Genomic DNA, 21,036 nt, shown 5'->3' with positions numbered 1-21,036 from the left:
CGGACAGAGCATGCTTATGTTGATGGAATGACCCAGTGAATCACCCTGATGCGAAGCGGCGCATCATCGAATTTGCGTCAGACCCAAATTTGAACACGATGACGTAATTGCGGTCGGCGCTCGAGGCACGAAACCTCCGTTATCGTCGAGCTCTCGCAATCAAGCGATTCGGAGGAGCTGTCATGAGGCAATACGTCGGCCTGGATGTCTCGCAAAGAGAGACTTCGGTTTGCGTTGTCAACGAGACTGGTCAAACGGTGTTTGAAGGAAAGGCCAAGTCTGACCCGGGCGATCTGTCCAAGCTGCTTCGTAAATATGCGCCATTGGCAGAGCGCATCGGCTTTGAGACGGGCGCGATGGCAAGCTGGCTTTGGCACGAGCTTCGTAGGGTTGAACTCCCCGTCGTTTGCATCGATGCTAGGCATGCACACGCAGCGCTGTCGGTCCGCATAAACAAGAGCGATCGGAATGATGCTCGGGGCCTTGCCGAACTGGTGCGGGTTGGGTGGTATCGAGAAGTCAAAATCAAGGGCGAGGAGAGCCAGAAGGTTCGAGCGATCCTCGTCGCGCGATTCCGCCTTGTGTCCATACGCCGGGATATCGAGAACCAGGTCCGCAGTCTGATCAAGGAATGTGGGTTACTATTCCCTCGTGCGATTGGCCAACAGTTCCGTAACCAGGTCGGCGAGCTATTGGGCGAAGATCATCAACTCCTCAACGTGATCGGGCCGCTCCTGTCGATTCATGAGCATATCTGCCAGCAGCAAAGCAAATTCGACGACGAGGTCCGCCGATTGGCGAAGTCTGACGAGACGACGCGTCGCCTGATGACGGTCCCTGGTGTTGGCGTGGTGACTGCCTTGACGTTCCGCCATACGATCGATGACCCGTCTCGCTTCCGATCGGCCTCGGCAGTCGGCGCCTATCTCGGCCTCACACCTCGGCGCAACCAGTCTGGTGAAACGTACGCCTACGATGAAGACCGCCTTGTTCTGAGAGGTGGATTGAGCACTCATAAGCACGTGTTTAAGAGCGAGCTTAAGAGCGGTTGATGGGTCAGATTTCGGTGCTGACGGGGCCGGAACGGCGGCGGCGTTGGAGCGAGGATGAACGGTGCCGGATCGTTGCGGAGGCCTTTGCGCCGGGATCGTGTGTGGCGCAGGTTGCGCGGGATCACGATATTTCGACGGGTCTGATTTACACTTGGCGTCGCCGGCTTCGCCAGGACCTTGCTGACCAGGGCTTTGTGGAAGCTTCGATGGAAGCGGAGCCGATCAAGGAAGCGGCGCCGTCCGGTGAAGTGATCGTGGTGGAATTGACGGGGAGCGGACGGATCAGGATTTGCGGGTCGGCGCCGCCCTTGCTGGTGTCGGCGGTGTTGAAGGCGCTGCGATGATTCCGATCCCCTCTGGCGTGCGGGTATGGCTGGCGACGGGCCATACCGATATGCGGCGCGGCTTTCCGAGCTTGGCTTTGCAGGTGCAGGAAGTCTTGAAGCATGACCCACTGGGGGGTCATTTGTTTTGCTTCAGGGGGCGCCGTTCAGACCTGATAAAAATCATTTGGCACGATTCTCAGGGAGCGTGCCTGTTTACAAAAAGACTCGAAAGAGGAAGATTCATTTGGCCTTCGGCTGCTGGTGAAGCCGTAACGATCTCTCCGGCACAACTTTCTTACCTGCTGTCTGGGATCGACTGGCGGAATCCTCAAGAAACTTTGCGTCCAACGCGGGTTGGATAGCATTCTGCGATTGAACCTCCCGGGAAATCTGATTCACTGGCTTCATGAGTTTGAAGCCGGATGATCTTCCTTCGGATCTTGCCAGCGCCCAGGCGGCGCTATTGATCGAACGTGAGGCGTTGCGGGCTGAACGCGAAGCGCGGCTGCGGGTCGAGGTCGAACGCGATGCGGCCGCGGCGAAGGTCACCCAGATACAAGCCGAAGCCATCAATTGGCAAGCCGAAGCGGCCAATGCGCGGGCGGAGCTGTCGGACAACGAGGCGCTGATCGCGCATCTCGAGTTGCGGATCGAGAAGCTCAAACGCGAACTGTACGGGCAGCGCTCCGAGCGCACGGCACGGCTGCTCGAGCAGCTGGAGTTGGAGCTCGAAGAACTCGTCACCACGGCGAGCGAGGATGAGCTTGCCGCACAGGCCGCGGCGGCGAAGACGCAGAACGTCCGCCCCTTCATGCGCAAGCGGCCGGTGCGCAAGCCATGGCCGGATGATATCGAACGCGAGCGCGTCGTCATTGAGGCTCCAACGGCCTGCGCCTGCTGCGGTGGATCGCGGCTGGCGAAGATCGGTGAGGATGTGACCAAGACGCTGGAGGAGATCCCGCGTCGCTTCAAGGTCATCGAGACGGTGCGCGAGAAGTTCACCTGCCGCGATTGCGAGAAGATCAGCCAGCCGCCGGCGCCGTTCCATGCCACGCCGCGCGGCTTCATCGGCCCGCAGTTGCTGGCGACGATCCTGTTCGACAAGTTCGGCATGCATATCCCGCTCAACCGCCAGAGTGCGCGCTTCAAGTGCGAGAGGATCGACTTGCCGCTGTCGACGCTGGCCGATCAGGTCGGCCACGGGACTTTCGCCGTGATGCCGCTCTTCCACCTGATCGAGCGCCATGTGCTCGCTGCCGAGCGCCTTCATGGCGACGACACCACCATCCGCATCCTGGCCAAAAGCAAGTGCACGACCGGTCGGATCTGGACTTATGTGCGGGATGACCGGCCCTTTGCCGGGCCTGCGCCGCCGGCGGCGGTCTATTACGCCTCGAGCGACCGGCGAGGTGAGCACCCGCAGAAGCATCTGGCCGCCTTCGCCGGCATCCTGCAAGCCGATTGCTACAATGGTTTTGAGCCGTTGTTCGACCCGCGCAAGAAGGTGCTGCCGATCACACCGGCGTTTTGCCTGGCCCATGCGCGGCGGGGCTTCTTCGAGCTGGCCGACATCGAGAAAAATGCTCGGGAAGGTAACAAGGGCAAACCGGTCTCTCCGATCGCGCTGGAGGCGGTCAGACGCCTCGATGCGTTGTTCGAGATCGAGCGCGCCATTAACGGCTGCGGCGCCGACGAGCGGCGCACCGTGCGCCAGGAAAAGAGCAAGCCGCTTCTCGAGGACATGCACGCCTGGTTGCTGCGTGAGCGCGAAACCCTGTCGCGCTCTGCCGAGGTCCTGAAACCGATGAATTACATGCTCAGGCGCTGGGACGACTTCGCCCGCTTCCTCGACGATGGCAGGATCTGCTTGACCAACAATTGCGCTGAGCGCGCATTGAGAGGCATCGCCTTGGGAAGGCGCAACTGGACCTTCGCTGGCAGCCGGCGGGGTGCTGACCGTGCCGCCATCATGCTGACGATGATCACGACCTGTCGCCTCAACGACGTCGATCCCAAGGCCTGGCTCGCCGACGTCCTCGCCCGTATCGCAGATCTTCCCGCATCGCGTCTGCACGAACTGCTGCCCTGGGAATGGAAGCTCCTGCGCCAAGCCGGCAAGCCTGCCGATCAGCAGGCCGCCTGACCTTCGCGCAACGCCATCATAGAGCTCGCCATGCCCGCGCGCATGCGTCAATCAGGCGGTCTTCGTCGTATGCGTACGGTGAAACAGACACTAGTGGCAAGATATCCAGATGGGGCGACAGGCTTCTCCGAACTTACTTGTTCGAGGCAGCGACCGTCCTTCTCTATCGGACCAAAAAATGGTCTTCCCTTAAGGCCTGGGGAATGAAGCTCGCGAAGCGGATCGGTATGAAAAAGGCAAAGGTCGCCATTGCCCGCAAGATCGCAGTGATCCTCCACTGCATTTGGGTCGATGGCACGTCGTTCGACTGGGGCCACGTGCCGGCCTGACCTTATTTTGTAAGCTCCTGGCCCGGTGCGCCGGGCCGGCGATGTCCCGCTGGGACGGTGGTCGTGGTGACCTCGGTCAATCGGCTGGTGGCGGCTCGTCCGCACGCCGTTGCAAACGATGAGGCACCCGATCCGGACATCATCATGAGGCGCTTGCGACCTCGGAAAGGACCATGACCCCAGCGACGGGCAGCGGATCGTTGAGATTTAGGTGACGGCTAATCGACCAATACTACCGAGCTGGCTATCGATCTACAAGCCGCGCTCACCCCGTCTCCGCAACCCCGACCCGCTTCAACGGGCCGAGCGCTACCGTCTTGCCGAATGGCTTCAAAAAGAGAGTTGACATCAATCCGCAATTAAAGGGCCGATTGACACGCCAGGCCGAGCGCTACGCTCTGGAAGGGGTGCCAATCGCGCTATCGACCATGGCCGATGCCGTGGGATCGGTCTGTGCGGCGCTTGCCCCCTTGCTTCGCCTGGTCGAAGCCCATGTCATGATGGCCGAGCGGCTTCATGCGTCAAGATGCACAGAGAAGACCCCAAACTCCTCAGGCGTTAAAATCCCAAAACATACTCGCCTGCGGCCTACGCCGGATGGGTACCACCCTCTCGACCAACGCGAAGAAGTTCGAGCCGATCCATCCGCGCAAGCCGAACGGCGACGTCGATGCGCGTCCCTGGTGCCAGGAATTCCACGCCGCCATGCAGCCGCGACTATCGGCTTGGGCACCGCTGCTCGATACCCGCAACATCAACCACGGCCTGCTGCTGCCCATCCTGCTGCACTGTGTGGACGATCAGGGCCGCCCGCTGCTCGGACCTGCAAGGAAGGGCCCCGAGACCAAGGAATTTCTGCGCAACGCCCACACCGATATCCCAGCGGTCGTCGCGGCCATGCGCCAGTACTGGATGCCATCCGCTACGCCCGCACTGGCTGATTACTGCCTACGTGGATGCTCATGCCGGTTACTTTCTAGCTTCGTAAGCATCCGGTGAGGACTTCGTCGTATGCGTACGCAGTAACAGTCCGACCACCTGTTACAAACCTATCGCGAGAGCGCGCCGATTCACGTCAGCTGCTTGAGCGCAGATCTAATCTTCTGACTGAGCGTCGATTCAATCGATTCCAACTGCAATGCGGCCTTCAGTTGTTCGGCGGCTTTGTCATTCTGCCCGGTCGAGATATAGGCCATACCGAGATGATATCGGATCGAAGCGTCGTTGGGTAATTTGCCCTGAGCATCCTCCAGCGTTGCAATGGCCGCTTTAAAATCTCCATGATGATACTGCGCCCACCCCCACGTGTCCTCAAACTGCGGCACGTTCGAACTCTTCAGGTTTTGAGCCAACGAAAACGCCCGGTCCTGGCTCTCATCATCGGTGCGGTAGTCCAACAAGAGACTGGCTAGGTTGTTGACTGCCAGTTGAACATTGGGGTTATTCTTCAAGATCAACTCGTAGGCGGCAACCGCGCCGTCGACGTCACCCATTCGGATCATTACGTTGCCGAGGTTCAAACGGAGATCGATGCTGTCTGGCTGTTCGCGCATCCCCCCCTGCAGCGCCTTCGAGGCCTCATCAAAGTTCTTTTGGCCGATGTACAGGTTTGAAAGGGCGATGTATCCGGCCGGGTCTTTCGGATGCTGCCCGATGGCGGTCTTGAACGTCGCTTCGGCTTGGTCGACCTGCTTCTTTGCAAGCTGGGTTCTGCCCATCAGCAGAGACAGCTGCAGATTATCAGGATTCCGTGTCAGACTATCTCTGAGAAGAGCCCCAGCCTTGTCTGCCTCCCCATTTCGCACGAAAATACCTACGAGCGCGGCGACCGGCTGTAGCGCATCGGGCACAGATGCGTGCGCAGCCTCAAACGCCGCGATGGCCTTGTTCATGTTGTTCTGACCGGCAAAAGCAGCCCCCCGGATGAGATCGGCCCCCCCCTTGTCGCCTCCAATAGCCTTCATGGCGTCCGCGGTTTCCAATGCTCCCTTCCAATCCTGCCGCGTCAGCCGGACTTGACCGAGCGCACTCAGCAGTTCGAGGCTGCGCGGATTGGTGCTCAGCGCATCGGTTAATACATCCTCAACTTGTGTGGTCTTGCCCTGGCGCTGCAAGAATGCGACATACCGAAAGACGACGGACGGATTACCGGCTGCGGATTTGCTGGCATCTGCATATTGACGATCGGCAAGTTCTAGCTTGCCGTCTCGCTCATAAGCCGATCCCATCAATAGCAAAAGCTCAGGCGATCGTGGCTGACCGTTAAGGGCCTCTCTCAGGTCTGCAATTGCACTTTCATATTGACCCTGCTCGATCCGAATAGAGGCGCGAATTTTGAGACCTGCCACGTTGCGCGGATCACGCCTCAAAATATCATCGACTATCTTTTCGGCAGCCGGGAAGTTCGACTTACGGAAATAGAATTCCGCGAGCTTGGCCTGCGCTGCCAATGAGCGCTCCGACTCAGGAGCCTTGGCCAGCCCCTCAAGTGTGGCAACCGATTCTTCGAATCTTCCTTCATTGAAGTTGAGATCCGCCAAGGCCATTTGATAAGGAAAAATGTCTCCTCCCAATTTGAGGCGGCTGTTTAGCTCTTCTCGTGCTGCAGCAGATCCTTTCGAAGCACCGAGGAAGCGCACCAGATCGAGCTCAGCCCTCGGATTTTGCGGATTGGCAGCCGCGACGGCTCGAAGCTCCTTTTCAGCGTCTTCAAATCGCCGCTCGGCCACGTATATCTGGAAGAGCAGATCATGAAGCCCGATGTCTTGTGGTGCGTTGGCGATCAATCCATGCAAAATCGCTTCGGCCTGCGTCAGTTCCCCTTTTTGGGCAAAGATAAGCGCTTTGGTGCGATCAACTCTAAGATCTCTCTTGGCGGCAATTTCAGGAACTGAAAGGATCTCGAGTGCCCCCACGGTATCTCCTTTCGACAGCTTGTCGGAGGCCAGAATGATTGCGGCCTCGACGTCTCCTGGATCGAGCTTTTTAGCTTTTTTCGCTTCAGTCAGGCCGCCGCTAGTGTCCCTCATTTTCATCAGGATCGCGGCCTTGAGACTTACAAGGCCTGGATTGGTGTTTTCAGCTTCTCCGCCGGTCTCCACAACTCTGAGCGCTGCATCCGGAGCGCCCCCTTTGAGCAGCATTCTTGCCAGCTTTGTTCTCGCCTCAACATCAGTCGGATCGAGTTCGACGATGCGCCTGAGATTATCGAACAGGTATGGATAGGCCTTGACTCGCTCATTGATACCCGCGAGTGCCCGCCATGCCTCAATCTTATCGCTCTTGTATTTTATTGCATTTAGCAACTCGAGCCGAGCGGCAAAATCATCGCCCTTTTCAATCAAGGTCATGCCCCGCTCGTAGTAGTGTTGCGCTCGTTCATCCGGAGAGCCGCACGCCGACAGCAATATCAGCGCAGCTGCCCATATGCCGCAATAAGTTCTACTAAGTAGCATCTTGCTCTTCACTTGGCTCAGAACCCCTGGTGAGATGGAGCGTGCAAACAATCGCGAAAGCAAGAGGCAGGATCCGGGTGAACCGCATTTACTTTGAGACCACGCGTCAGCAAAAAAAGGAGCTATGCTTTATTTCCCACTCATAGGCGTGTCTCACGATCGTGGACAGATCATCAAGAGCAGGTCTCCAGCCCAATCGTACCAAGCGGCTGCTATTTGCAACTACCGATGTCGGATCGCCAGGCCTGCGTTCCGCAGAACGGGCTTCAAACGCTATGCCTGCTACTCTTCTTACCGTCTCGACGACCTGCCTCACAGAATACCCTCGACCGTAGCCGCAGTTAAGGATGCAAGATTCACCCCCACGTTGAAGATAATCGAGCACGGCCAAGTGTGCATTCGCGAGATCGGCGACATGGACGAAGTCCCGTACGCATGTGCCGTCGGCGGTTGGATAGTCTTCTCCATAGATATTCATGTGAGAATGGCGACCGAGCGCAGTCTCTATTGCCACTTTGATCAAGTGAGTGGCATTGGGGGTCGATTGTCCGTGACGGCCTGCCGGATCGGCCCCAGCAACATTGAAATAGCGTAATATGGCATAGCTCATTCCGTAAGCAGCGCTCACGTCGCGGAGCATTTGCTCAGACATCAGTTTCGATCTTCCGTACGGTGAGAGCGGGACCGGCGGGGCGTCTTCACTTATTGATGCAGCGTCGGGATTGCCATATACCGCGGCTGTTGACGAGAATACAAAATGGCGAACGGCGCCCTTTGTCGCAGCCTCCAATAATGCGCGAGTCTTCACGGTATTACTAAGGTAGTACTTGAGTGGATCTGCGACTGACTCGGCTACAACGATCTTAGCAGCAAAGTGAAGAATCGCTTCGACGTTATGTTGCTTGATGAGCTGTAACACAAGCTCTGTGTCTCCAACGTCTCCTATGACCAGCGGAACCTCCGCAGGCACAGCCGCACGGTGGCCCGTAGACAGATCGTCCAGCACAAGCGGAATCTCGCCTCGATCAAGTAGAGCGAGAACCGTCTGCCCCCCGATGTAACCCGCTCCCCCCGTAATGAGAATGGTCATTCAGAGCAGCCCTGTCTTGAGAATCTGAAATGTTATTTTCTCATAGCAATTCGCTGACCCGTACATCCGCTCTAGGGTCATTCGACTCTAATCTAGGACCCGGCTCCAATAAGAACTCAAACCCACTCAATCGGAAAATACGTCTGGCTCTGGCCGACAAGCCTGTGAACTTTAACTGCTTCTCTTCTTCTTTTAACTCCTTTCTGAACATCAGAAGTAATCCAAAAAACCGAGCATCAACTTCCTGCGTTTTGGAAAGATCAAGTACGATGTCCCGACGTAGAAGCAGCAAAGTACGAAAGAACGTTATTGCCTTCGTCACGTGCGTTTTCGTGGCAGAGCCCATGAGCCCGACCAGCACAGAGTTCTCCTGCTCAATTTTCCAAAAGGATAGATCGTCGTCGCGCGCGGAAAACCAACGCTGCCAGCCGAACTCAAGCGCGATGGGCAACGCGCGAGTAATTACTAGCCGCACGAGCAACGCCCCGTCCGACCAATATCGTCGCCAGAGGTGCGGCTCTTCTTTAATGCGCCATAGCCATTCAAAACCGAGGCGTTGAACAATTCTGGGAGCTCTGCGAACAATACCGGCTTGGTAGTTGATTGTCGATCCGAATTGTCCCCTGACTGGGATTTGCAATCGAGAATGATTCCGATGCAGCCAACGCTGTGCCTTTTTCGCGCTTAGAAAGACAGCTAAGAAATCCGCTTGACTACCGTTTATTTGATCGAGGATCGAAGGCTCGCTCATTTCATCGACAGAACCAAAGCCGGGATTCAGGTAGCCGACGCATCGAATCGCAGATGGTTGCGCATTAAGCAGATTGCAAACGACCTCTGCAGTCCCCGCTCCTCCGCCGAATAGGAAGACTTTCAATGGCTCAGAATTGGAACACCCCGCTCTAAGGGATTCAAACAAGTCTGAGCCGGAAACCCGTTCCTTCATCGGAACGCCCAACAGGCGGGAGAGCCAGACAATCGGCATACCATCCGGGCAGCAATGATCGCTCTGAAGCAATGTTTCCCGAAAGCTGACGTCGCGCTGGCTTTCCGCCATAAAATTTACATTAGGCGTCGAAAGCAACCATCGCTTACGGCTCTTTGCCGCTTCTCTTATATTTGCTAGCGTGCAGGCTCGATCTGCAGCATCGATCGGCAGACCGAGCAGACCATAGGTTTCTCGCGCGAGATCATCAGCAATCTGCCCAGCCGAGGCGTCATAGACACCTATTCCGTGAGTAATCATCTTAACAACCAATAATTGCGTTTCTGTGAACGCCATATCAAAAATTGCGCGGCGAGCGCTCTATCACGTACTTTTACCCTTGATGTCCCCCTTAATTTAATATATTAATAACTTGATTTCAATTACTAAAAACCGCATTTTAACGAGCCAAGTGGGACCTACCGAACCGAGCGGCTGGATCCGCGACAGTTTTCAAGAAGAACCCCGATTTATTATTTTATACACCTTCCGTTTCGGAAAACGGAAATTTGGCGGCTGGATACGGGATCACTGATCGAACAGTCTCTGCTGTAGCCCTGACTTGCTTAAGTACTGCCCCCTTGACCCAATTCCATTCTCCGTAAATTTCCCACTAAAGCTCGCCTCTCCGGAAGCCTCGCAGAACTTCGCTCCGCTCGAAGTCGGGATTATATATCCGCGTTGGGCAGCTTGGTTGGGTTTCGATCTCCGGTTGATAATATGATCTGCTATGATTGGGAACCGCCAAAGGCGGTTTTAAGGGATGTTAGGACGATTGATTCGACTTTGGAGCGGCTGAGATCTTTAGCTCAAACTGATCCAGCTGCTGGTCGGCCGTTTCCTGATTCTTGATGTAAGCCCGGATCATTTCCTCGTCACGACCGACGGTCGTGACGAAATATCCGCGAGCCCAGAATTTGTGGCCCAGGAAATTTCGCATCTTGCGTTCGACATTCTGCGCGATCCATATCGAACTCTTCCCCTTCATGTACCCTATGATCTGCGCCACCGAATACTTGGGAGGTATCGATATCAACATATGGACGTGATCCGGCATCAGATGACCTTCTTCGATCCGGCACTCCTTCCGTCGTGCCAGATCGTGAAATACCTGGCCCAAATGCCGCTTGATCTTCCCGAACAGCAGCTTCTTGCGGTACTTCGGCGTAAACACGACGTGGTACTTGCACTCCCATGTCGCGTGATTAAGATGATTGTACTCTGCTTCCATCATGGTCTCCTTGAGGGTTCTTGGCGGTTCCCCAAGGAGACTCCATGACTTCATTCCCGCAGCTGTCGAACTTCCTTTTTTCGCCCCGCCATAGGCGGGGGCTTAGCAGGTTTGGTTAGCAATTTTACCATTTCAGTCATATACGGAAATCGATTTTTACGACGATAGATATGTTAAACTACGACGATAGATATGTTAAACTAGGAAAAGCTGGATTTTTGAAAACCGCCTCACGTTGCCTGTGATGTGGCTCCGTCAGACTGATGAAAAAGATGCACCGCGACAGCGTCCATGCTGCCCTGCTGCAGCGGATTTGTGCCGTCGATGAGCGCTTAAGACTGCACGGCGCACCGAGACTCGTGGCTGTGGCGCATCGCATTGATGTGTGGCGCGGAGGATCTTGTCAGAGCGACGAGAGGAAGCGAGAATGGCTGACAGCGAGCAACCGAGACCACCGATTAAGACTGCTGGATAAATGACAGTCGCTTACCTAGTGAGCCAATATCCGGCTGCATCGCACACGTTCATCCGCCGCGAAGTCGCAGCACTCCGCTCTCGTGGACTCGAGATTCAGACATTCAGCATTCGTCGACCCTCTGCGGCGGAGCTGAATTCTGCCCGAGAGAGGGCAGAGTTCGAAAAGACGTTCTACTTGCTGCCAACCGACATCAACGGTCTAGTCGCCGCCCATATACTTGCCGTGATACGGCGCCCTGGAATGTACGCACGCGTGCTCTTACTCGCGGTCAGGCACCGAGTACCCGGTGCTAGAGCATTCCTATGGTCGCTGTTTCACTTTGCAGAAGCAATTCAATTAGCCCGCGAATTCGAGCGACGAAAAATTCAAAAGGTTCACAACCATTTTGCGAACTCGGGTGCTACGGTTGGTATGCTCGCATCGCAATATTTACAGCTGCCCTGGAGCCTAACCCTGCACGGCATTTCGGAAACGGACTATCCGGCCGGGCTCTTGTTGGGCGCTAAAATTGGGGTCGCCTCGTTTGTGGCGTGCGCATCCGAATTCGTTCGCGCGCAGGCCATGCGAGTTTGTTCTCCCGCCGATTGGCCTAAACTCAGAATTACGCCTTGCGGGCTAGATTTCTCTCAGCTCCCCACCATTGAAGCGGAATCTTCGTCGAAGGCGGCGCGATTGATCTGCGTCGCGCGCTTTTCGCCAGAAAAAGGTCACATCGGACTTTTGCACGCGTTTCGAAACGCATTGGATCAGGGTACGGATGCCCAACTTATCCTCGTGGGCGACGGGCCTGAACGAGAGAACATCGAACACACGATTTCTGATCTTAACTTACAGAATTTCGTTCTGTTGCAAGGCATCTTGAGCGAAGACGCAGCGCTTGCCGAAATTGCTGCATCCGATGCTCTCGCGTTGGCTAGTTTCATGGAAGGTCTTCCAGTCGTTCTCATGGAAGCGATGGCCTTGGGCAGACCTGTCATTGCGCCGCGGGTAGCCGGAATCCCAGAACTCATTGCGCATGAGGAGGACGGGCTCCTTTTCACTCCAGCAAACTGGGATGATCTTACGGAGCAGCTTTCTCGGCTTCTGAACGACTCAATTCTTCGTAAGCGTCTTGGGCTAGCTGCCAAGGAAAAGGTAGCGAAGAGGCATAACGTCACGACCGCTTTCGACCCCTTGATCAGCTGGTTGAGCCAGAAAGTGCAGTAACAATAGCGCAATAGCTTCAATGCCCCATCACCAATGCCTTCGATCAGCGCGAAGCGGGCCTGCTAATGCTTTCCAATGGCGTCGTGCGCTTTAACCTTGCGCAGCATAGGATGGAAAAATGGCGAAAAGCACGGCATCTATCAAGTGCAACCGTTGCGTCCTAACCCACCGTGCTGATTCCGCTCGATGTCGCCCACCATTCCGGAATGATGTCGCCCACGGGCGTCCAATTCCACGGCAGCTGGTCGTCCAGCCGATGAACCGGATGGGCGGCGATGCGGGCGAGGATGATCGGCCGGAGCTTTCGCATCATGACGATGTTCGACGAGCTCACGTGGGAGCGGACATCTCGCCGACCGTTCTGCGGGCGATGTCCGAACTTGGCTATATTACCGAGATGCGCGGCTGCATAGACGAGCAGGTCAATTCGATAACTATGAACTCGCAGTGACAACGGGCTTTCTAACAGTTAGGCTCTTTCCCAATGACATCCATCTGTGCTCCCATTGGAAGGTTGAAACATGTGCAAGAACGAAGGTTAGGAAGAAGCTGATGGGCCGCTTTACAAGATAACGAATGGTCGTGCTACCTTCGTTCATCCAGCCATGAACTGTGGCGGGGTGAATGACATACAATGCGTACGAAATTTCAGCGATGTACCGCGCCGGCCGGCTTCCTAATATGGCCAGCGCGAATCCATCTTCCAAACCCAATATAGCGGCCAACAGAGCCGCCGACGAATATGGTCTTAGATATTGGAGTGGACCTGTGAAGTCGCTGCTGGCAAAAAACCAAAACACTAATGCCGCTGCGAGCCACATGTTCGACACTCGAAAGCTCTTCAAAAGGCCATGATGAAAGATTACCGCCACACAGGCGCCGGCCAAAAGTTCATCACCTCGCAAGTGGGTTTTGATATCGATCATGACGCCATGATAAATGCGCAGCAGCGTCACGGCGAAGCACATAGGCATCACAAGCCAGATACTGCGGTTGCCAAAGATCGCCACCGAAAGCCCAATGCAGATGTAGAAGTGCACTTCTACGCATAGTGACCAAAAATGAGCGTTCCAACTGTCCATGTAGGACTGAACGTAATTTTCAATAAATAGGAGGTTGCCAGGAAGCATCGCCGGATTGATAGTCAAGTACACTACCAAAAGATATAGGTAGGCCAGCGGGAGAATTCGCGTTAACCTTCGGATGAAGAAGCTGTAGATTTGTTGATGAGCCAGGAGGTTGGAGGTGATCAAGAAGCCGGAAAGCGCAAAAAACAACGTCATACCCATTGCACCAGCCGATGCGTTCAGATGAAGAAACTTTGGCCCAAGGGGCAACATATGGGCCGAAAGCACCGCGAGAATGCTTATAGCTCTTAGTCCATCTAGCGTCGGCGTTCTTGTCATGATCAAGATAGATTTAAATCAAAAACGAGCTGGCGGAAAGTCCATCGATCGTCGAGATACGTCGAATTTTGCGCGGTCGGTGAGCGGCGCGACCGAGCCGGACGAACTCTCAAGCACGGTGGGTGCGGATTCCGATGATCTCGCCCGGGTGTACCGATTTGATCTCGCCAGGATTCCGAGATGATCTCGCCCACCAGTCCGATTTGATGTCGCCCGGGGCGGGAGGCGTGCTGGCTGTTTGGTTTCTGGCATCGGCATCGGCGAAGCCACGAGGTCAATCTTGAATCGCGGCTCGAAGGACTTGTTTTTTGTCGCTGCTGCTGTGGGCATGTGGGCAACGCTGTCGGCGTTGTCCAAGCGCGGCGGCATGTCCACAGCGCCACAGGCTCAGGCCTTCCGGGCGGGTTTACGGGTCACGTCAATCATCCCGATCGCGCCATCCAGAGTGCCGCGTCTCCAGAAGCTCGACCGCAAGGCCGGCCTGCTTCAGGGCCGCGTAGAGCCACTGCGATAGCGGTCCTGCCTCAAGTCCGATCCTGGCCAGATCGAACCCGAGCGAACGGAACCAGCCGATCAGCGCCGCGGGTTCGCTCGCTACCTTGGTCTCCCGAACGATCTTGCCGTTCGCATCGACAACGCACACACTCGAGCATTCCAATGACACATCGATTCCGGCATAATGGTCCATGGTCGTCTCTCCTCGATGCTTGGTAAGCGTGTAGGTCATCCCACGTAGCGGATGATGTTCGATTGTCAGAGAATCTCCTGGTGATTTGTCCCAGGAGTTCATGAGAGCGAACATATGTCTGATACCAAGAATTTCGAAGTTATCACAGCGGCGGCCGAGCGGCTTTCGGTGAGTCCCGGGCGGAGCTACCGCACCTGGTCGCGGGAGGAGAAGGATCGCATCGTCGGGGAAACGTTTGCGCCGGGGGCGAACGTGTCGGCGATAGCGCGCTGTCATGGGATCGATCCATCGCAGTTGTTTGCGTGGCGACGCAAGGCGCTGGCCTCGGGAATGGTGGCGCCGCTCTCTGGGGCGCGAGACCGAGCGGTTAAGTTCGCGCGCTTTGAGACCATGGCGGGGGAGATGGTGGAAATCGTCATCGGCGATGTCGTGGTGCGCGTTGGTGGAGATGTGGAGGCGGGGCGGCTTGCTGCTGTGATCCGGGCGGTTCGGCAGGCATGATCCCGGCGGGTGTTCAGGTTTACGTGGCCAGCACGCCGGTCGACTTCCGCAAGGGAGCCACGGGTTTGATGGCGCTGGTTCGAGATGGTGGGGCCGACCCCTTCAGCGGAGCACTGTACGTGTTCCGTTCGAAAAGGGCGGATCGGATCAAGGCGGTTTGGTGGGACGGCAGCGGGGTATGCCTGTTTGCCAACTAATTGGCTTCATACTACAGCCCTTTCTTTGGGATCGGTGCATTTTGATGAGTTGAGCTGACGAATGATCTCAGCGCGGTGGGCAAGCTGATTCCATCGGCTGCATTGCTTGGCCGGAACGTGCGGTCCTGGCGGTTCATAGAGGCCGATATAGCCATTGTAGGCATGTCTTTTCACGATGCCGTATTTCGCCCATCTGACCAGGGTACTTTCGGTGATGCCGAGTTTGGCGCAGGCCTCCGCTTTTGTCAGCATCCCCCGTTCGCGCAGCCGATCATAGCGAGAGCGCAGACCATATTGTTTAACAAGATAGATGACCCGCAAATCAGTGAACTTCGCGTCGGCTTTAGCACGGCGTGCTGAGCCGCCGGGGCGGATCCCTCGGTCATTCAGGATGTCAGCGATTTCGGCGCAGATATGATCGTCGAGAAGCTTGTCGACCAGTTCGACCACCTCGGACCGGGTCTTTACCTGTTGTGCGGAGGATTTTGGGTTCTGAGTGGTCAATGTTTCGGTCTTTCCGCCTTTGAAGCGGATGTGGATCCGGGTCTCTCCCTCGGCCGGGAACTTGAGCAAGGTGACGTCTTCGACGAGATAGGCAAGGAGCCGCTTGCGTTCGCGGTTCGGCAAGGTCCGATCACACCAGACTGTTTTGAAGTCGGCCGTCATGGCGATCAATCGATCCCGGATCGCATCGTCGAGCGTCACCCGATCTTCGCACAGAGCACGTTCTCTTTCTTCTCGCACATCAGCCAGCACGCGCAGTTTTTCGTTCCATTCGCGTTCAAGAGTGTCCGCAACCAGGCGGTTGTTCGGATCAACCAGCATGAACCGCCGCTGTGCAAGATCGGCATCGATCTGGGCGCGTTCGACGGCACGGAGCCGGAGTTTGTCCGCTTCGTCATGACGCGCTTCGATCTCTTTTCGGATCTCCAATGCTAACTCCACGGCGGCAGGCGTCATTTCGGCGGCGATCAATTCGCCGACCGCTTCGTCGACAGGCCAGCCTGCGATCGACTGACAGTGGGGTTCGCCGCGAGAGGCGTAAGCGCGGTGACAGACATACCAGGTGTCCACCTGGCCGCGTCGGGCCGCGTAACGGGCGCTCATATGACTGCCGCAACGCCCGCATATGACACGCCCTTGTAGTAAAGCCGCGCCTTCGCGCGGTGGCGAAGCGCGAACGGCTTGATAACCTTGGCCATTGGCCTCGAGTACCTTGAGGTTGTGCTGGAACTGCTCCCAGCTGATATAGCCGGGATGGGCGTCCGGAATGCAGGCGAGCCATTCCTTGGGGTCCCGTTTGCGGAGCTGCTTCTTTCCATCGACGGTCCGGCGGTAAAGGCGCTGGCCATAGGCATAGACACCCGCGTAACGAGGATTGTGCAGCATGCGCATGGCGGTCGATGTGGTCAGCTGTTGGAAGACCACTTGTTTGCCGTTGCGCAGACGTGAGGGGAAGAGCAGACCTTCCCTGGTGAACGTCTTGACGGTCTGCGTAGCCGACCCGACCCGCGAGAACGTCTCGAAGAAGTGGGAGATCATCTCCCGGATCTGAGCGTCCGGATCGAGAACGACATCGCCAATCTCATCATAGATAAAGCCGGTCGGCAGAGGGCAACGATATTCACCACGACGCACCTTGTTGAGGATGCCGCCGCGTAATCGGGCCTTGATAACATGCAGTTCAGCTTCGCTCATCGTGCCCTTGAGCCCGAGCAACAGGCGGTCATTGAAGTTGGCCGGGTCGTACACGCCGTCTTCATCGAGGATAAGCGTGTCAGCCAAGGCGCATATCTCTAGCAGTCGGTGCCAGTCTGCATTGTTTCTGGCGAGGCGGGATACCTCCAGCCCCATGACGATCCCCGCGCGCCCCATGCCGACATCGGACACCAAGTGCTGGAAGCCTTCGCGCCATGACGCAGATGCGCCGGATACGCCCTGGTCGCTGTCGATGACGATGATCTGGTCGTCGCGCCATCCAAGTCCGATCGCGCGACCGCGAAGATCGTATTGACGCTTGGTGCTTTCGACGTTCTCCATGACCTGTCGCATCGACGACTGCCGGATGTAGAGATAGGCGCTCCGCTCGAGATGATGCGATTGGACCTTGAGCTTTTCGTTCATGCTGTTTTCCGTTCAGGGGTTGCCATCACGATGGCGGCGAGCAAGTGGATGATTGTGTGTCGCTCGGAAGTTTCGTCCGCGATGGGCAGGCCAGCCCTCAGCGGCACGGCAATGGGTTGGCGCCGGCAAGGCTCACGCAAAATCGCACGCGTCCACGCCCACATGCCGCGGTGTAGAAGGATGGTAAGGCCGCTGCGCGCCTCCGGCGGCAAAACGGCGCCGAGCGCGGCTGCGCGCAGTATTTCGTATTGTTCGGTGGCGTTGGACGACATCGTGCAATGCGGTCCCGGGCCACGATTGGTCACGCTGTTTTTTTTACGCCGAGCGCACGTTCGATTGTTCTGGGATGGATATCGAGGCCGAACTCGGTCCGAAGCTGGTTTGCCAGTGCGCGCGCCCGAATGGGTTCGCCGGGCTCCACCTGTGCCTTGAGGAAGGCCAGTACGTCGCCTTGGATCTTGTGTGGCCCGCGCGGTCCGCGTTTCCTGGGCACCAGACCGGCCAGACCCGCGTCCTCGAAGTCCGCTTTGGCCTGGTAGAAAGTTGGCCGAGAGACGCCATATTCGTCGGACACCTCCGTTACCGACATTTTGTCGACCGATACGCGCCGCAGCATTTCGTACTTCACTTGCACGATGTCTCGCGGGTCGAAGAAGTCGTTCTCCTGGAATTTCGGGTCGCCGACTTTCTCCGGAGCCGGATTGAGCACCCCATCCGCGGCCAGAGCGCTGACCTTCGATCGCTTGTGTTTGACGCCGTCCGACACCTGCGTCGCTCTCCAAGGTCGACTCAATAAGCGTAATTATTAATATGCCGCACAAGACTAAATCGTCAAGCACCACGCTGCCGCCTAATGGTGTATTTGATCTGCAAATAAGCAAAATTCAGCGAAGCGTCCATGGGCTTTGCGGCGTTATTTCTCTTACATCTCCGGCAAAATTTACTTTACAGTCTTTCGGCGTCACGCACCTGCCTTGCAACATGAGGCGCTCTACAAGGCCGCTGAGAGCCAGTAGATCGGCGAGACTGCACAGTGCGCGCCCATCTCCCACCACACCCTCGAGATTGGGGCCTGCTGCATCGGTCCATTGCGGCGGAACAGAGCAAATTCGGCCATCGTCAAAGCGCAGCAGCAACAGCTTGCCCGCTCGGTTGCCACGCCTCCCGACGCAGGCTCCTCTCTGACCGGAATACGGATGAAAGGGATGGCTCACCGTCACAAGCTGCAACGGGACTGATGAACCGCTTGCATTTCCAACTGAGTTACAAGACTCTCGAGGAGTCAAAGTTCTGCTGGCCGAGGATTGCGCCGACCCGGGTGCAGCTGAACCATGCGCAGTTGCTCGCGCTGATTGACGGGCTGGACTGGACGAAGGTGCGTCCGGTGGTTGTGAAGCGCCCAGAAACGGTAGGCTGACAAGCTGCGGCGAATTGAATCAGGGTGCTGAAAAGTTTGGAAGAGTGGCGGCGACTCTGCTGTGATGGCGACGATGACGACGCCCGTTACAGAGCTCCCGACGACGCTTGCCGAAGCCCACGCGCTGATCGTCGCCTTGGCGGAAGAGCGGGCGGCGATCGAGGCCGAGAACAGCCGCATTGCCGCTGCAAACACCGATCTTACGGCGATCAACAAGGCCGCCGATGCGCGGATCGTGGAGCTGACGGCGATCGTCAAAATGCTGGAGCGCACGCTTTACGGCACGCGCTCGGAACGCTTGCGCAGCGACAAGCTGAGCACGGAGCAGATCGCCTTCGTGTTCGAGGAGATTGAGACCGGCGTGTCGGCGGTTGAAGCCGAACTGGCCAAGGCTGGCGGCAAGGACATGCCGAAACGCGTGCCGCGGCCGCGCAAGGAGTTCGGGGCGCATCTGGAGCGGGTGGAGATCGTCATCGAGCCGGAGGTTCCTGCCGGGTGCGAGGGGCTGGAGAAGGTGCTGATCGGCGAGGACGTGTCGAAGCGGCTGGATGTGACGCCGGCGAAGTTCCGCGTGATCGTCACGCGCCGCCCGAAATACGCCTATCGCAACCGCGACGGCGTGGTACAGGCGCCAGCGCCTGCCCATTTGATCGAGAGCGGCCTTCCGACTGAAGGTACGCATACGACGAAGACCGCCAGATTGACGCATGCGCGCGGGCATGGCGAGCTCTATGATGGCGTTGCGCGAAGGTCAGGCGGCCTGCTGATCGGCAGGCTTGTCGGCTTGGCGCAGGAGCTTCCATTCCCAGGGCAGCAGTTCGTGCAGACGCGATGCGGGAAGATCTGCGATACGGGCGAGGACGTCGGCGAGCCAGGCCTTGGGATCGACGTCGTTGAGGCGACAGGTCGTGATCATCGTCAGCATGATGGCGGCACGGTCAGCACCCCGCCGGCTGCCAGCGAAGGTCCAGTTGCGCCTTCCCAAGGCGATGCCTCTCAATGCGCGCTCAGCGCAATTGTTGGTCAAGCAGATCCTGCCATCGTCGAGGAAGCGGGCGAAGTCGTCCCAGCGCCTGAGCATGTAATTCATCGGTTTCAGGACCTCGGCAGAGCGCGACAGGGTTTCGCGCTCACGCAGCAACCAGGCGTGCATGTCCTCGAGAAGCGGCTTGCTCTTTTCCTGGCGCACGGCACGCCGCTCGTCGGCGCTACGGCCATTGATGGCGCGTTCGAGCTCGAACAGCGCGTCGAGGCGCCTGACCGCCTCCAGCGCGATCGGGGAGACCGGTTTGCCCTTGTTACCTTCCCGAGCATTTTTCTCGATGTCGGCCAGCTCGAAGAAGCCCCGCCGCGCATGGGCCAGGCAAAACGCCGGTGTGATCGGCAGCACCTTCTTGCGCGGGTCGAACAACGGCTCAAAACCATTGTAGCAATCGGCTTGCAGGATGCCGGCGAAGGCGGCCAGATGCTTCTGCGGGTGCTCACCTCGCCGGTCGCTCGAGGCGTAATAGACCGCCGCCGGCGGCGCAGGCCCGGCAAAGGGCCGGTCATCCCGCACATAAGTCCAGATCCGACCGGTCGTGCACTTGCTTTTGGCCAGGATGCGGATGGTGGTGTCGTCGCCATGAAGGCGCTCGGCAGCGAGCACATGGCGTTCGATCAAGTGGAAGAGCGGCATGACGGCGAAGGTCCCGTGGCCGACCTGGTCGGCCAGCGTCGACAACGGCAGGTCGATCCCCTCGGCCTTAAAGCGCGCACTCTGGCGGTTGAGCGGGATATGCATGCCGAACTTGTCGAACAGGATCGTCGCCAACAACTGCGGGCCGATGAAGCCGCGCGGCGTGGCATGGAACGGCGCCGGCGGCTGGCTGATCTTCTCGCAATCGCGGCAGGTGAACTTCTCGCGCACCGTCTCGATGACCTTGAAGCGACGCGGGATCTCCTCCAACGTCTTGGTCACATCCTCGCCGATCTTCGCCAGCCGCGATCCGCCGCAGCAGGCGCAGCTCGTCGGAGCCTCGATGACGACGCGCTCGTGTTCGATGTCATCCGGCCATGGCTTGCGCACCGGCCGCTTGCGCATGAAGGGGCGGACGTTCTGCGTCTTCGCCGCCGCGGCCTGTGCGGCAAGCTCATCCTCGCTCGCCGTGGTGACGAGTTCTTCGAGCTCCAACTCCAGCTGCTCGAGCAGCCGTGCCGTGCGCTCGGAGCGCTGCCCGTACAGTTCGCGTTTGAGCTTCTCGATCCGCAGCTCGAGATGCGCGATCAGCGCCTCGTTGTCCGACAGCTCCGCCCGCGCATTGGCAGCCACCGCTTCGGCTTGCAGCCGCGCCTCACGCTCGGCCTGCAGTGCCGCCAGGGCACTCACAAGGTCCGAAGGAAGATCGTCCGGCTTCGATATCATGAAG

General features: G+C 57.6%; 20 protein-coding genes and 5 pseudogenes. 13 read left to right on the top strand and 12 right to left on the bottom strand.

All coding sequences use genetic code 11. The features are described from left to right. Positions 1 to 182 precede the first annotated feature (182 nt). The 7 genes and pseudogenes from ACP2YO_RS20085 to ACP2YO_RS20055 form a co-directional block, all read left to right on the top strand. Positions 183 to 965, top strand: a pseudogene (locus ACP2YO_RS20085) (IS110 family transposase); the annotation flags it as partial. Between the two features lie 86 nt (positions 966 to 1,051). Further along, on the top strand, positions 1,052 to 1,396 hold the full coding sequence (gene tnpA, locus ACP2YO_RS20080) for an IS66-like element accessory protein TnpA (RefSeq protein WP_426440094.1): 345 nt from the start codon (positions 1,052 to 1,054) through the stop codon (positions 1,394 to 1,396). Then, a complete protein-coding gene (tnpB, locus tag ACP2YO_RS20075) occupies positions 1,393 to 1,740 on the top strand; it encodes an IS66 family insertion sequence element accessory protein TnpB (RefSeq protein WP_082758020.1) in 348 nt (115 codons plus the stop codon). Before tnpA (ACP2YO_RS20080) ends, tnpB (ACP2YO_RS20075) begins: the two co-directional genes overlap by 4 nt. A 44-nt stretch (positions 1,741 to 1,784) precedes the next feature. Further along, positions 1,785 to 3,521 carry an IS66 family transposase gene (tnpC, locus tag ACP2YO_RS20070; protein WP_426442354.1) on the top strand — a complete coding sequence of 579 codons (1,737 nt, stop codon included), beginning with the start codon at positions 1,785 to 1,787 and terminating at the stop codon, positions 3,519 to 3,521. Positions 3,522 to 3,598: 77 nt separating this feature from the next. Next, positions 3,599 to 3,850, top strand: a pseudogene (locus tag ACP2YO_RS20065) (IS110 family transposase); the annotation flags it as partial. Between the two features lie 371 nt (positions 3,851 to 4,221). Beyond that, positions 4,222 to 4,383, top strand: a pseudogene (locus ACP2YO_RS20060) (IS66 family transposase); the annotation flags it as partial. A gap of 64 nt (positions 4,384 to 4,447) precedes the next feature. Then, positions 4,448 to 4,849 carry a hypothetical protein gene (locus tag ACP2YO_RS20055; RefSeq protein ID WP_426443562.1) on the top strand — a complete coding sequence of 134 codons (402 nt, stop codon included), beginning with the start codon at positions 4,448 to 4,450 and terminating at the stop codon, positions 4,847 to 4,849. A 71-nt stretch (positions 4,850 to 4,920) separates the two neighbouring features. Here the strand turns inward: ACP2YO_RS20055 and ACP2YO_RS20050 are convergent, their stop codons facing one another. From ACP2YO_RS20050 to tnpA (ACP2YO_RS20035), 4 genes are all read right to left on the bottom strand, one after another. Continuing rightward, entirely contained in the window at positions 4,921 to 7,200 is a 2,280-nt protein-coding gene (locus ACP2YO_RS20050; RefSeq protein ID WP_426442353.1) for a tetratricopeptide repeat protein, read from the bottom strand. Positions 7,201 to 7,411: 211 nt separating this feature from the next. After that, complete coding sequence (galE, locus tag ACP2YO_RS20045; protein WP_426442352.1) at positions 7,412 to 8,395, bottom strand: UDP-glucose 4-epimerase GalE; 984 nt, start codon at positions 8,393 to 8,395, stop codon at positions 7,412 to 7,414. Between the two features lie 40 nt (positions 8,396 to 8,435). Continuing rightward, positions 8,436 to 9,677 carry a WecB/TagA/CpsF family glycosyltransferase gene (locus tag ACP2YO_RS20040; protein ID WP_426442351.1) on the bottom strand — a complete coding sequence of 414 codons (1,242 nt, stop codon included), beginning with the start codon at positions 9,675 to 9,677 and terminating at the stop codon, positions 8,436 to 8,438. A gap of 469 nt (positions 9,678 to 10,146) precedes the next feature. Further along, positions 10,147 to 10,611: an IS200/IS605 family transposase gene (gene tnpA, locus ACP2YO_RS20035; protein ID WP_426442327.1), complete on the bottom strand. Its 465-nt coding sequence runs from the start codon at positions 10,609 to 10,611 to the stop codon at positions 10,147 to 10,149. A 475-nt stretch (positions 10,612 to 11,086) separates the two neighbouring features. On the opposite strand from tnpA (ACP2YO_RS20035), the gene ACP2YO_RS20030 reads away from it, so the two are divergent. After that, positions 11,087 to 12,295, top strand: a complete 1,209-nt coding sequence (locus tag ACP2YO_RS20030) for a glycosyltransferase family 4 protein (protein WP_426442350.1) — start codon at positions 11,087 to 11,089, stop codon at positions 12,293 to 12,295. Positions 12,296 to 12,455: 160 nt separating this feature from the next. On the opposite strand, the gene ACP2YO_RS20025 is transcribed toward ACP2YO_RS20030, so the two are convergent. Both ACP2YO_RS20025 and ACP2YO_RS20020 read right to left on the bottom strand, forming a co-directional pair. Further along, a complete protein-coding gene (locus tag ACP2YO_RS20025) occupies positions 12,456 to 12,608 on the bottom strand; it encodes a hypothetical protein (protein ID WP_426443561.1) in 153 nt (50 codons plus the stop codon). A 121-nt stretch (positions 12,609 to 12,729) separates the two neighbouring features. Next, the gene (locus ACP2YO_RS20020) at positions 12,730 to 13,701 is read right to left on the bottom strand and encodes an acyltransferase family protein (protein WP_426443263.1); all 972 of its coding nucleotides are present in this window, start codon (positions 13,699 to 13,701) and stop codon (positions 12,730 to 12,732) included. On the opposite strand from ACP2YO_RS20020, the gene ACP2YO_RS20015 reads away from it, so the two are divergent. Then, a complete protein-coding gene (locus ACP2YO_RS20015; RefSeq protein WP_426442349.1) occupies positions 13,700 to 13,885 on the top strand; it encodes a hypothetical protein in 186 nt (61 codons plus the stop codon). The two genes, ACP2YO_RS20020 and ACP2YO_RS20015, sit on opposite strands and share 2 nt — an antisense overlap. Before the next feature lie 261 nt (positions 13,886 to 14,146). Here the strand turns inward: ACP2YO_RS20015 and ACP2YO_RS20010 are convergent. Continuing rightward, a pseudogene (locus ACP2YO_RS20010) lies at positions 14,147 to 14,389 on the bottom strand (IS110 family transposase); the annotation flags it as partial. Between the two features lie 114 nt (positions 14,390 to 14,503). Here ACP2YO_RS20010 and ACP2YO_RS20005 point away from each other — a divergent pair. Continuing rightward, the gene (locus tag ACP2YO_RS20005; protein WP_426433795.1) at positions 14,504 to 14,890 is read left to right on the top strand and encodes a transposase; all 387 of its coding nucleotides are present in this window, start codon (positions 14,504 to 14,506) and stop codon (positions 14,888 to 14,890) included. Continuing rightward, complete coding sequence (tnpB, locus tag ACP2YO_RS20000) at positions 14,887 to 15,087, top strand: IS66 family insertion sequence element accessory protein TnpB (RefSeq protein ID WP_426441664.1); 201 nt, start codon at positions 14,887 to 14,889, stop codon at positions 15,085 to 15,087. The genes ACP2YO_RS20005 and tnpB (ACP2YO_RS20000) overlap by 4 nt, the downstream gene beginning before the upstream one ends. 6 nt (positions 15,088 to 15,093) lie before the next feature. Here tnpB (ACP2YO_RS20000) and ACP2YO_RS19995 read toward each other — a convergent pair whose 3' ends face one another. The 4 genes from ACP2YO_RS19995 to ACP2YO_RS19980 all read right to left on the bottom strand — a co-directional run bounded on the left by ACP2YO_RS19995 (position 15,094) and on the right by ACP2YO_RS19980 (position 18,425). Continuing rightward, positions 15,094 to 17,211, bottom strand: coding sequence for a recombinase family protein (locus ACP2YO_RS19995; protein WP_426441665.1), 2,118 nt, complete (start codon positions 17,209 to 17,211; stop codon positions 15,094 to 15,096). Continuing rightward, positions 17,208 to 17,483 carry a hypothetical protein gene (locus ACP2YO_RS19990; protein WP_038388924.1) on the bottom strand — a complete coding sequence of 92 codons (276 nt, stop codon included), beginning with the start codon at positions 17,481 to 17,483 and terminating at the stop codon, positions 17,208 to 17,210. Before ACP2YO_RS19990 ends, ACP2YO_RS19995 begins: the two co-directional genes overlap by 4 nt. Positions 17,484 to 17,512: 29 nt before the next feature. Next, entirely contained in the window at positions 17,513 to 17,977 is a 465-nt protein-coding gene (locus ACP2YO_RS19985; RefSeq protein ID WP_426437455.1) for a helix-turn-helix domain-containing protein, read from the bottom strand. Positions 17,978 to 18,095: 118 nt separating this feature from the next. Further along, entirely contained in the window at positions 18,096 to 18,425 is a 330-nt protein-coding gene (locus tag ACP2YO_RS19980; protein WP_426443262.1) for a DUF5372 family protein, read from the bottom strand. 23 nt (positions 18,426 to 18,448) lie between these two features. On the opposite strand from ACP2YO_RS19980, the gene tnpB (ACP2YO_RS19975) reads away from it, so the two are divergent. Next, on the top strand, positions 18,449 to 18,628 hold the full coding sequence (tnpB, locus tag ACP2YO_RS19975) for an IS66 family insertion sequence element accessory protein TnpB (protein ID WP_426441666.1): 180 nt from the start codon (positions 18,449 to 18,451) through the stop codon (positions 18,626 to 18,628). 73 nt (positions 18,629 to 18,701) lie between these two features. After that, positions 18,702 to 19,301, top strand: a pseudogene (locus ACP2YO_RS19970) (IS66 family transposase zinc-finger binding domain-containing protein); the annotation flags it as partial. A 78-nt stretch (positions 19,302 to 19,379) separates the two neighbouring features. On the opposite strand, the gene tnpC (ACP2YO_RS19965) reads toward ACP2YO_RS19970, so the two are convergent. Continuing rightward, on the bottom strand, positions 19,380 to 21,032 hold the full coding sequence (gene tnpC, locus ACP2YO_RS19965) for an IS66 family transposase (protein WP_426442348.1): 1,653 nt from the start codon (positions 21,030 to 21,032) through the stop codon (positions 19,380 to 19,382). Positions 21,033 to 21,036: the final 4 nt, after the last annotated feature.

Source organism: Bradyrhizobium genosp. P (assembly GCF_049949265.1).
Classification (GTDB): Bacteria; Pseudomonadota; Alphaproteobacteria; order Rhizobiales; family Xanthobacteraceae; genus Bradyrhizobium.
The sequence above is the reverse complement of the archived record's forward strand: the minus strand, read 5'-3'. Positions and strand labels throughout refer to the sequence as shown.

Bases quoted from the DNA above. Each gene is read 5' to 3' on its own strand.
- ACP2YO_RS20005 (WP_426433795.1), top strand. From the start codon at position 14,504: ATGTCTGATACCAAGAATTTCGAAGTTATCACAGCGGCGGCCGAGCGG.
- ACP2YO_RS20030 (WP_426442350.1), top strand. From the start codon at position 11,087: ATGACAGTCGCTTACCTAGTGAGCCAATATCCGGCTGCATCGCACACG.
- ACP2YO_RS19995 (WP_426441665.1), bottom strand. From the start codon at position 17,211: ATGAACGAAAAGCTCAAGGTCCAATCGCATCATCTCGAGCGGAGCGCC.
- galE (WP_426442352.1), bottom strand. From the start codon at position 8,395: ATGACCATTCTCATTACGGGGGGAGCGGGTTACATCGGGGGGCAGACG.
- ACP2YO_RS20055 (WP_426443562.1), top strand. From the start codon at position 4,448: ATGGGTACCACCCTCTCGACCAACGCGAAGAAGTTCGAGCCGATCCAT.
- ACP2YO_RS20040 (WP_426442351.1), bottom strand. From the start codon at position 9,677: ATGGCGTTCACAGAAACGCAATTATTGGTTGTTAAGATGATTACTCAC.
- ACP2YO_RS20015 (WP_426442349.1), top strand. From the start codon at position 13,700: ATGATCAAGATAGATTTAAATCAAAAACGAGCTGGCGGAAAGTCCATC.
- tnpA (WP_426442327.1), bottom strand. From the start codon at position 10,611: ATGGAAGCAGAGTACAATCATCTTAATCACGCGACATGGGAGTGCAAG.
- ACP2YO_RS19990 (WP_038388924.1), bottom strand. From the start codon at position 17,483: ATGTCGTCCAACGCCACCGAACAATACGAAATACTGCGCGCAGCCGCG.
- tnpB (WP_082758020.1), top strand. From the start codon at position 1,393: ATGATTCCGATCCCCTCTGGCGTGCGGGTATGGCTGGCGACGGGCCAT.
- tnpC (WP_426442354.1), top strand. From the start codon at position 1,785: ATGAGTTTGAAGCCGGATGATCTTCCTTCGGATCTTGCCAGCGCCCAG.
- tnpA (WP_426440094.1), top strand. From the start codon at position 1,052: ATGGGTCAGATTTCGGTGCTGACGGGGCCGGAACGGCGGCGGCGTTGG.
- tnpB (WP_426441664.1), top strand. From the start codon at position 14,887: ATGATCCCGGCGGGTGTTCAGGTTTACGTGGCCAGCACGCCGGTCGAC.
- tnpC (WP_426442348.1), bottom strand. From the start codon at position 21,032: ATGATATCGAAGCCGGACGATCTTCCTTCGGACCTTGTGAGTGCCCTG.
- tnpB (WP_426441666.1), top strand. From the start codon at position 18,449: ATGAACCGCTTGCATTTCCAACTGAGTTACAAGACTCTCGAGGAGTCA.
- ACP2YO_RS20020 (WP_426443263.1), bottom strand. From the start codon at position 13,701: ATGACAAGAACGCCGACGCTAGATGGACTAAGAGCTATAAGCATTCTC.
- ACP2YO_RS20025 (WP_426443561.1), bottom strand. From the start codon at position 12,608: ATGATGCGAAAGCTCCGGCCGATCATCCTCGCCCGCATCGCCGCCCAT.
- ACP2YO_RS20050 (WP_426442353.1), bottom strand. From the start codon at position 7,200: ATGACCTTGATTGAAAAGGGCGATGATTTTGCCGCTCGGCTCGAGTTG.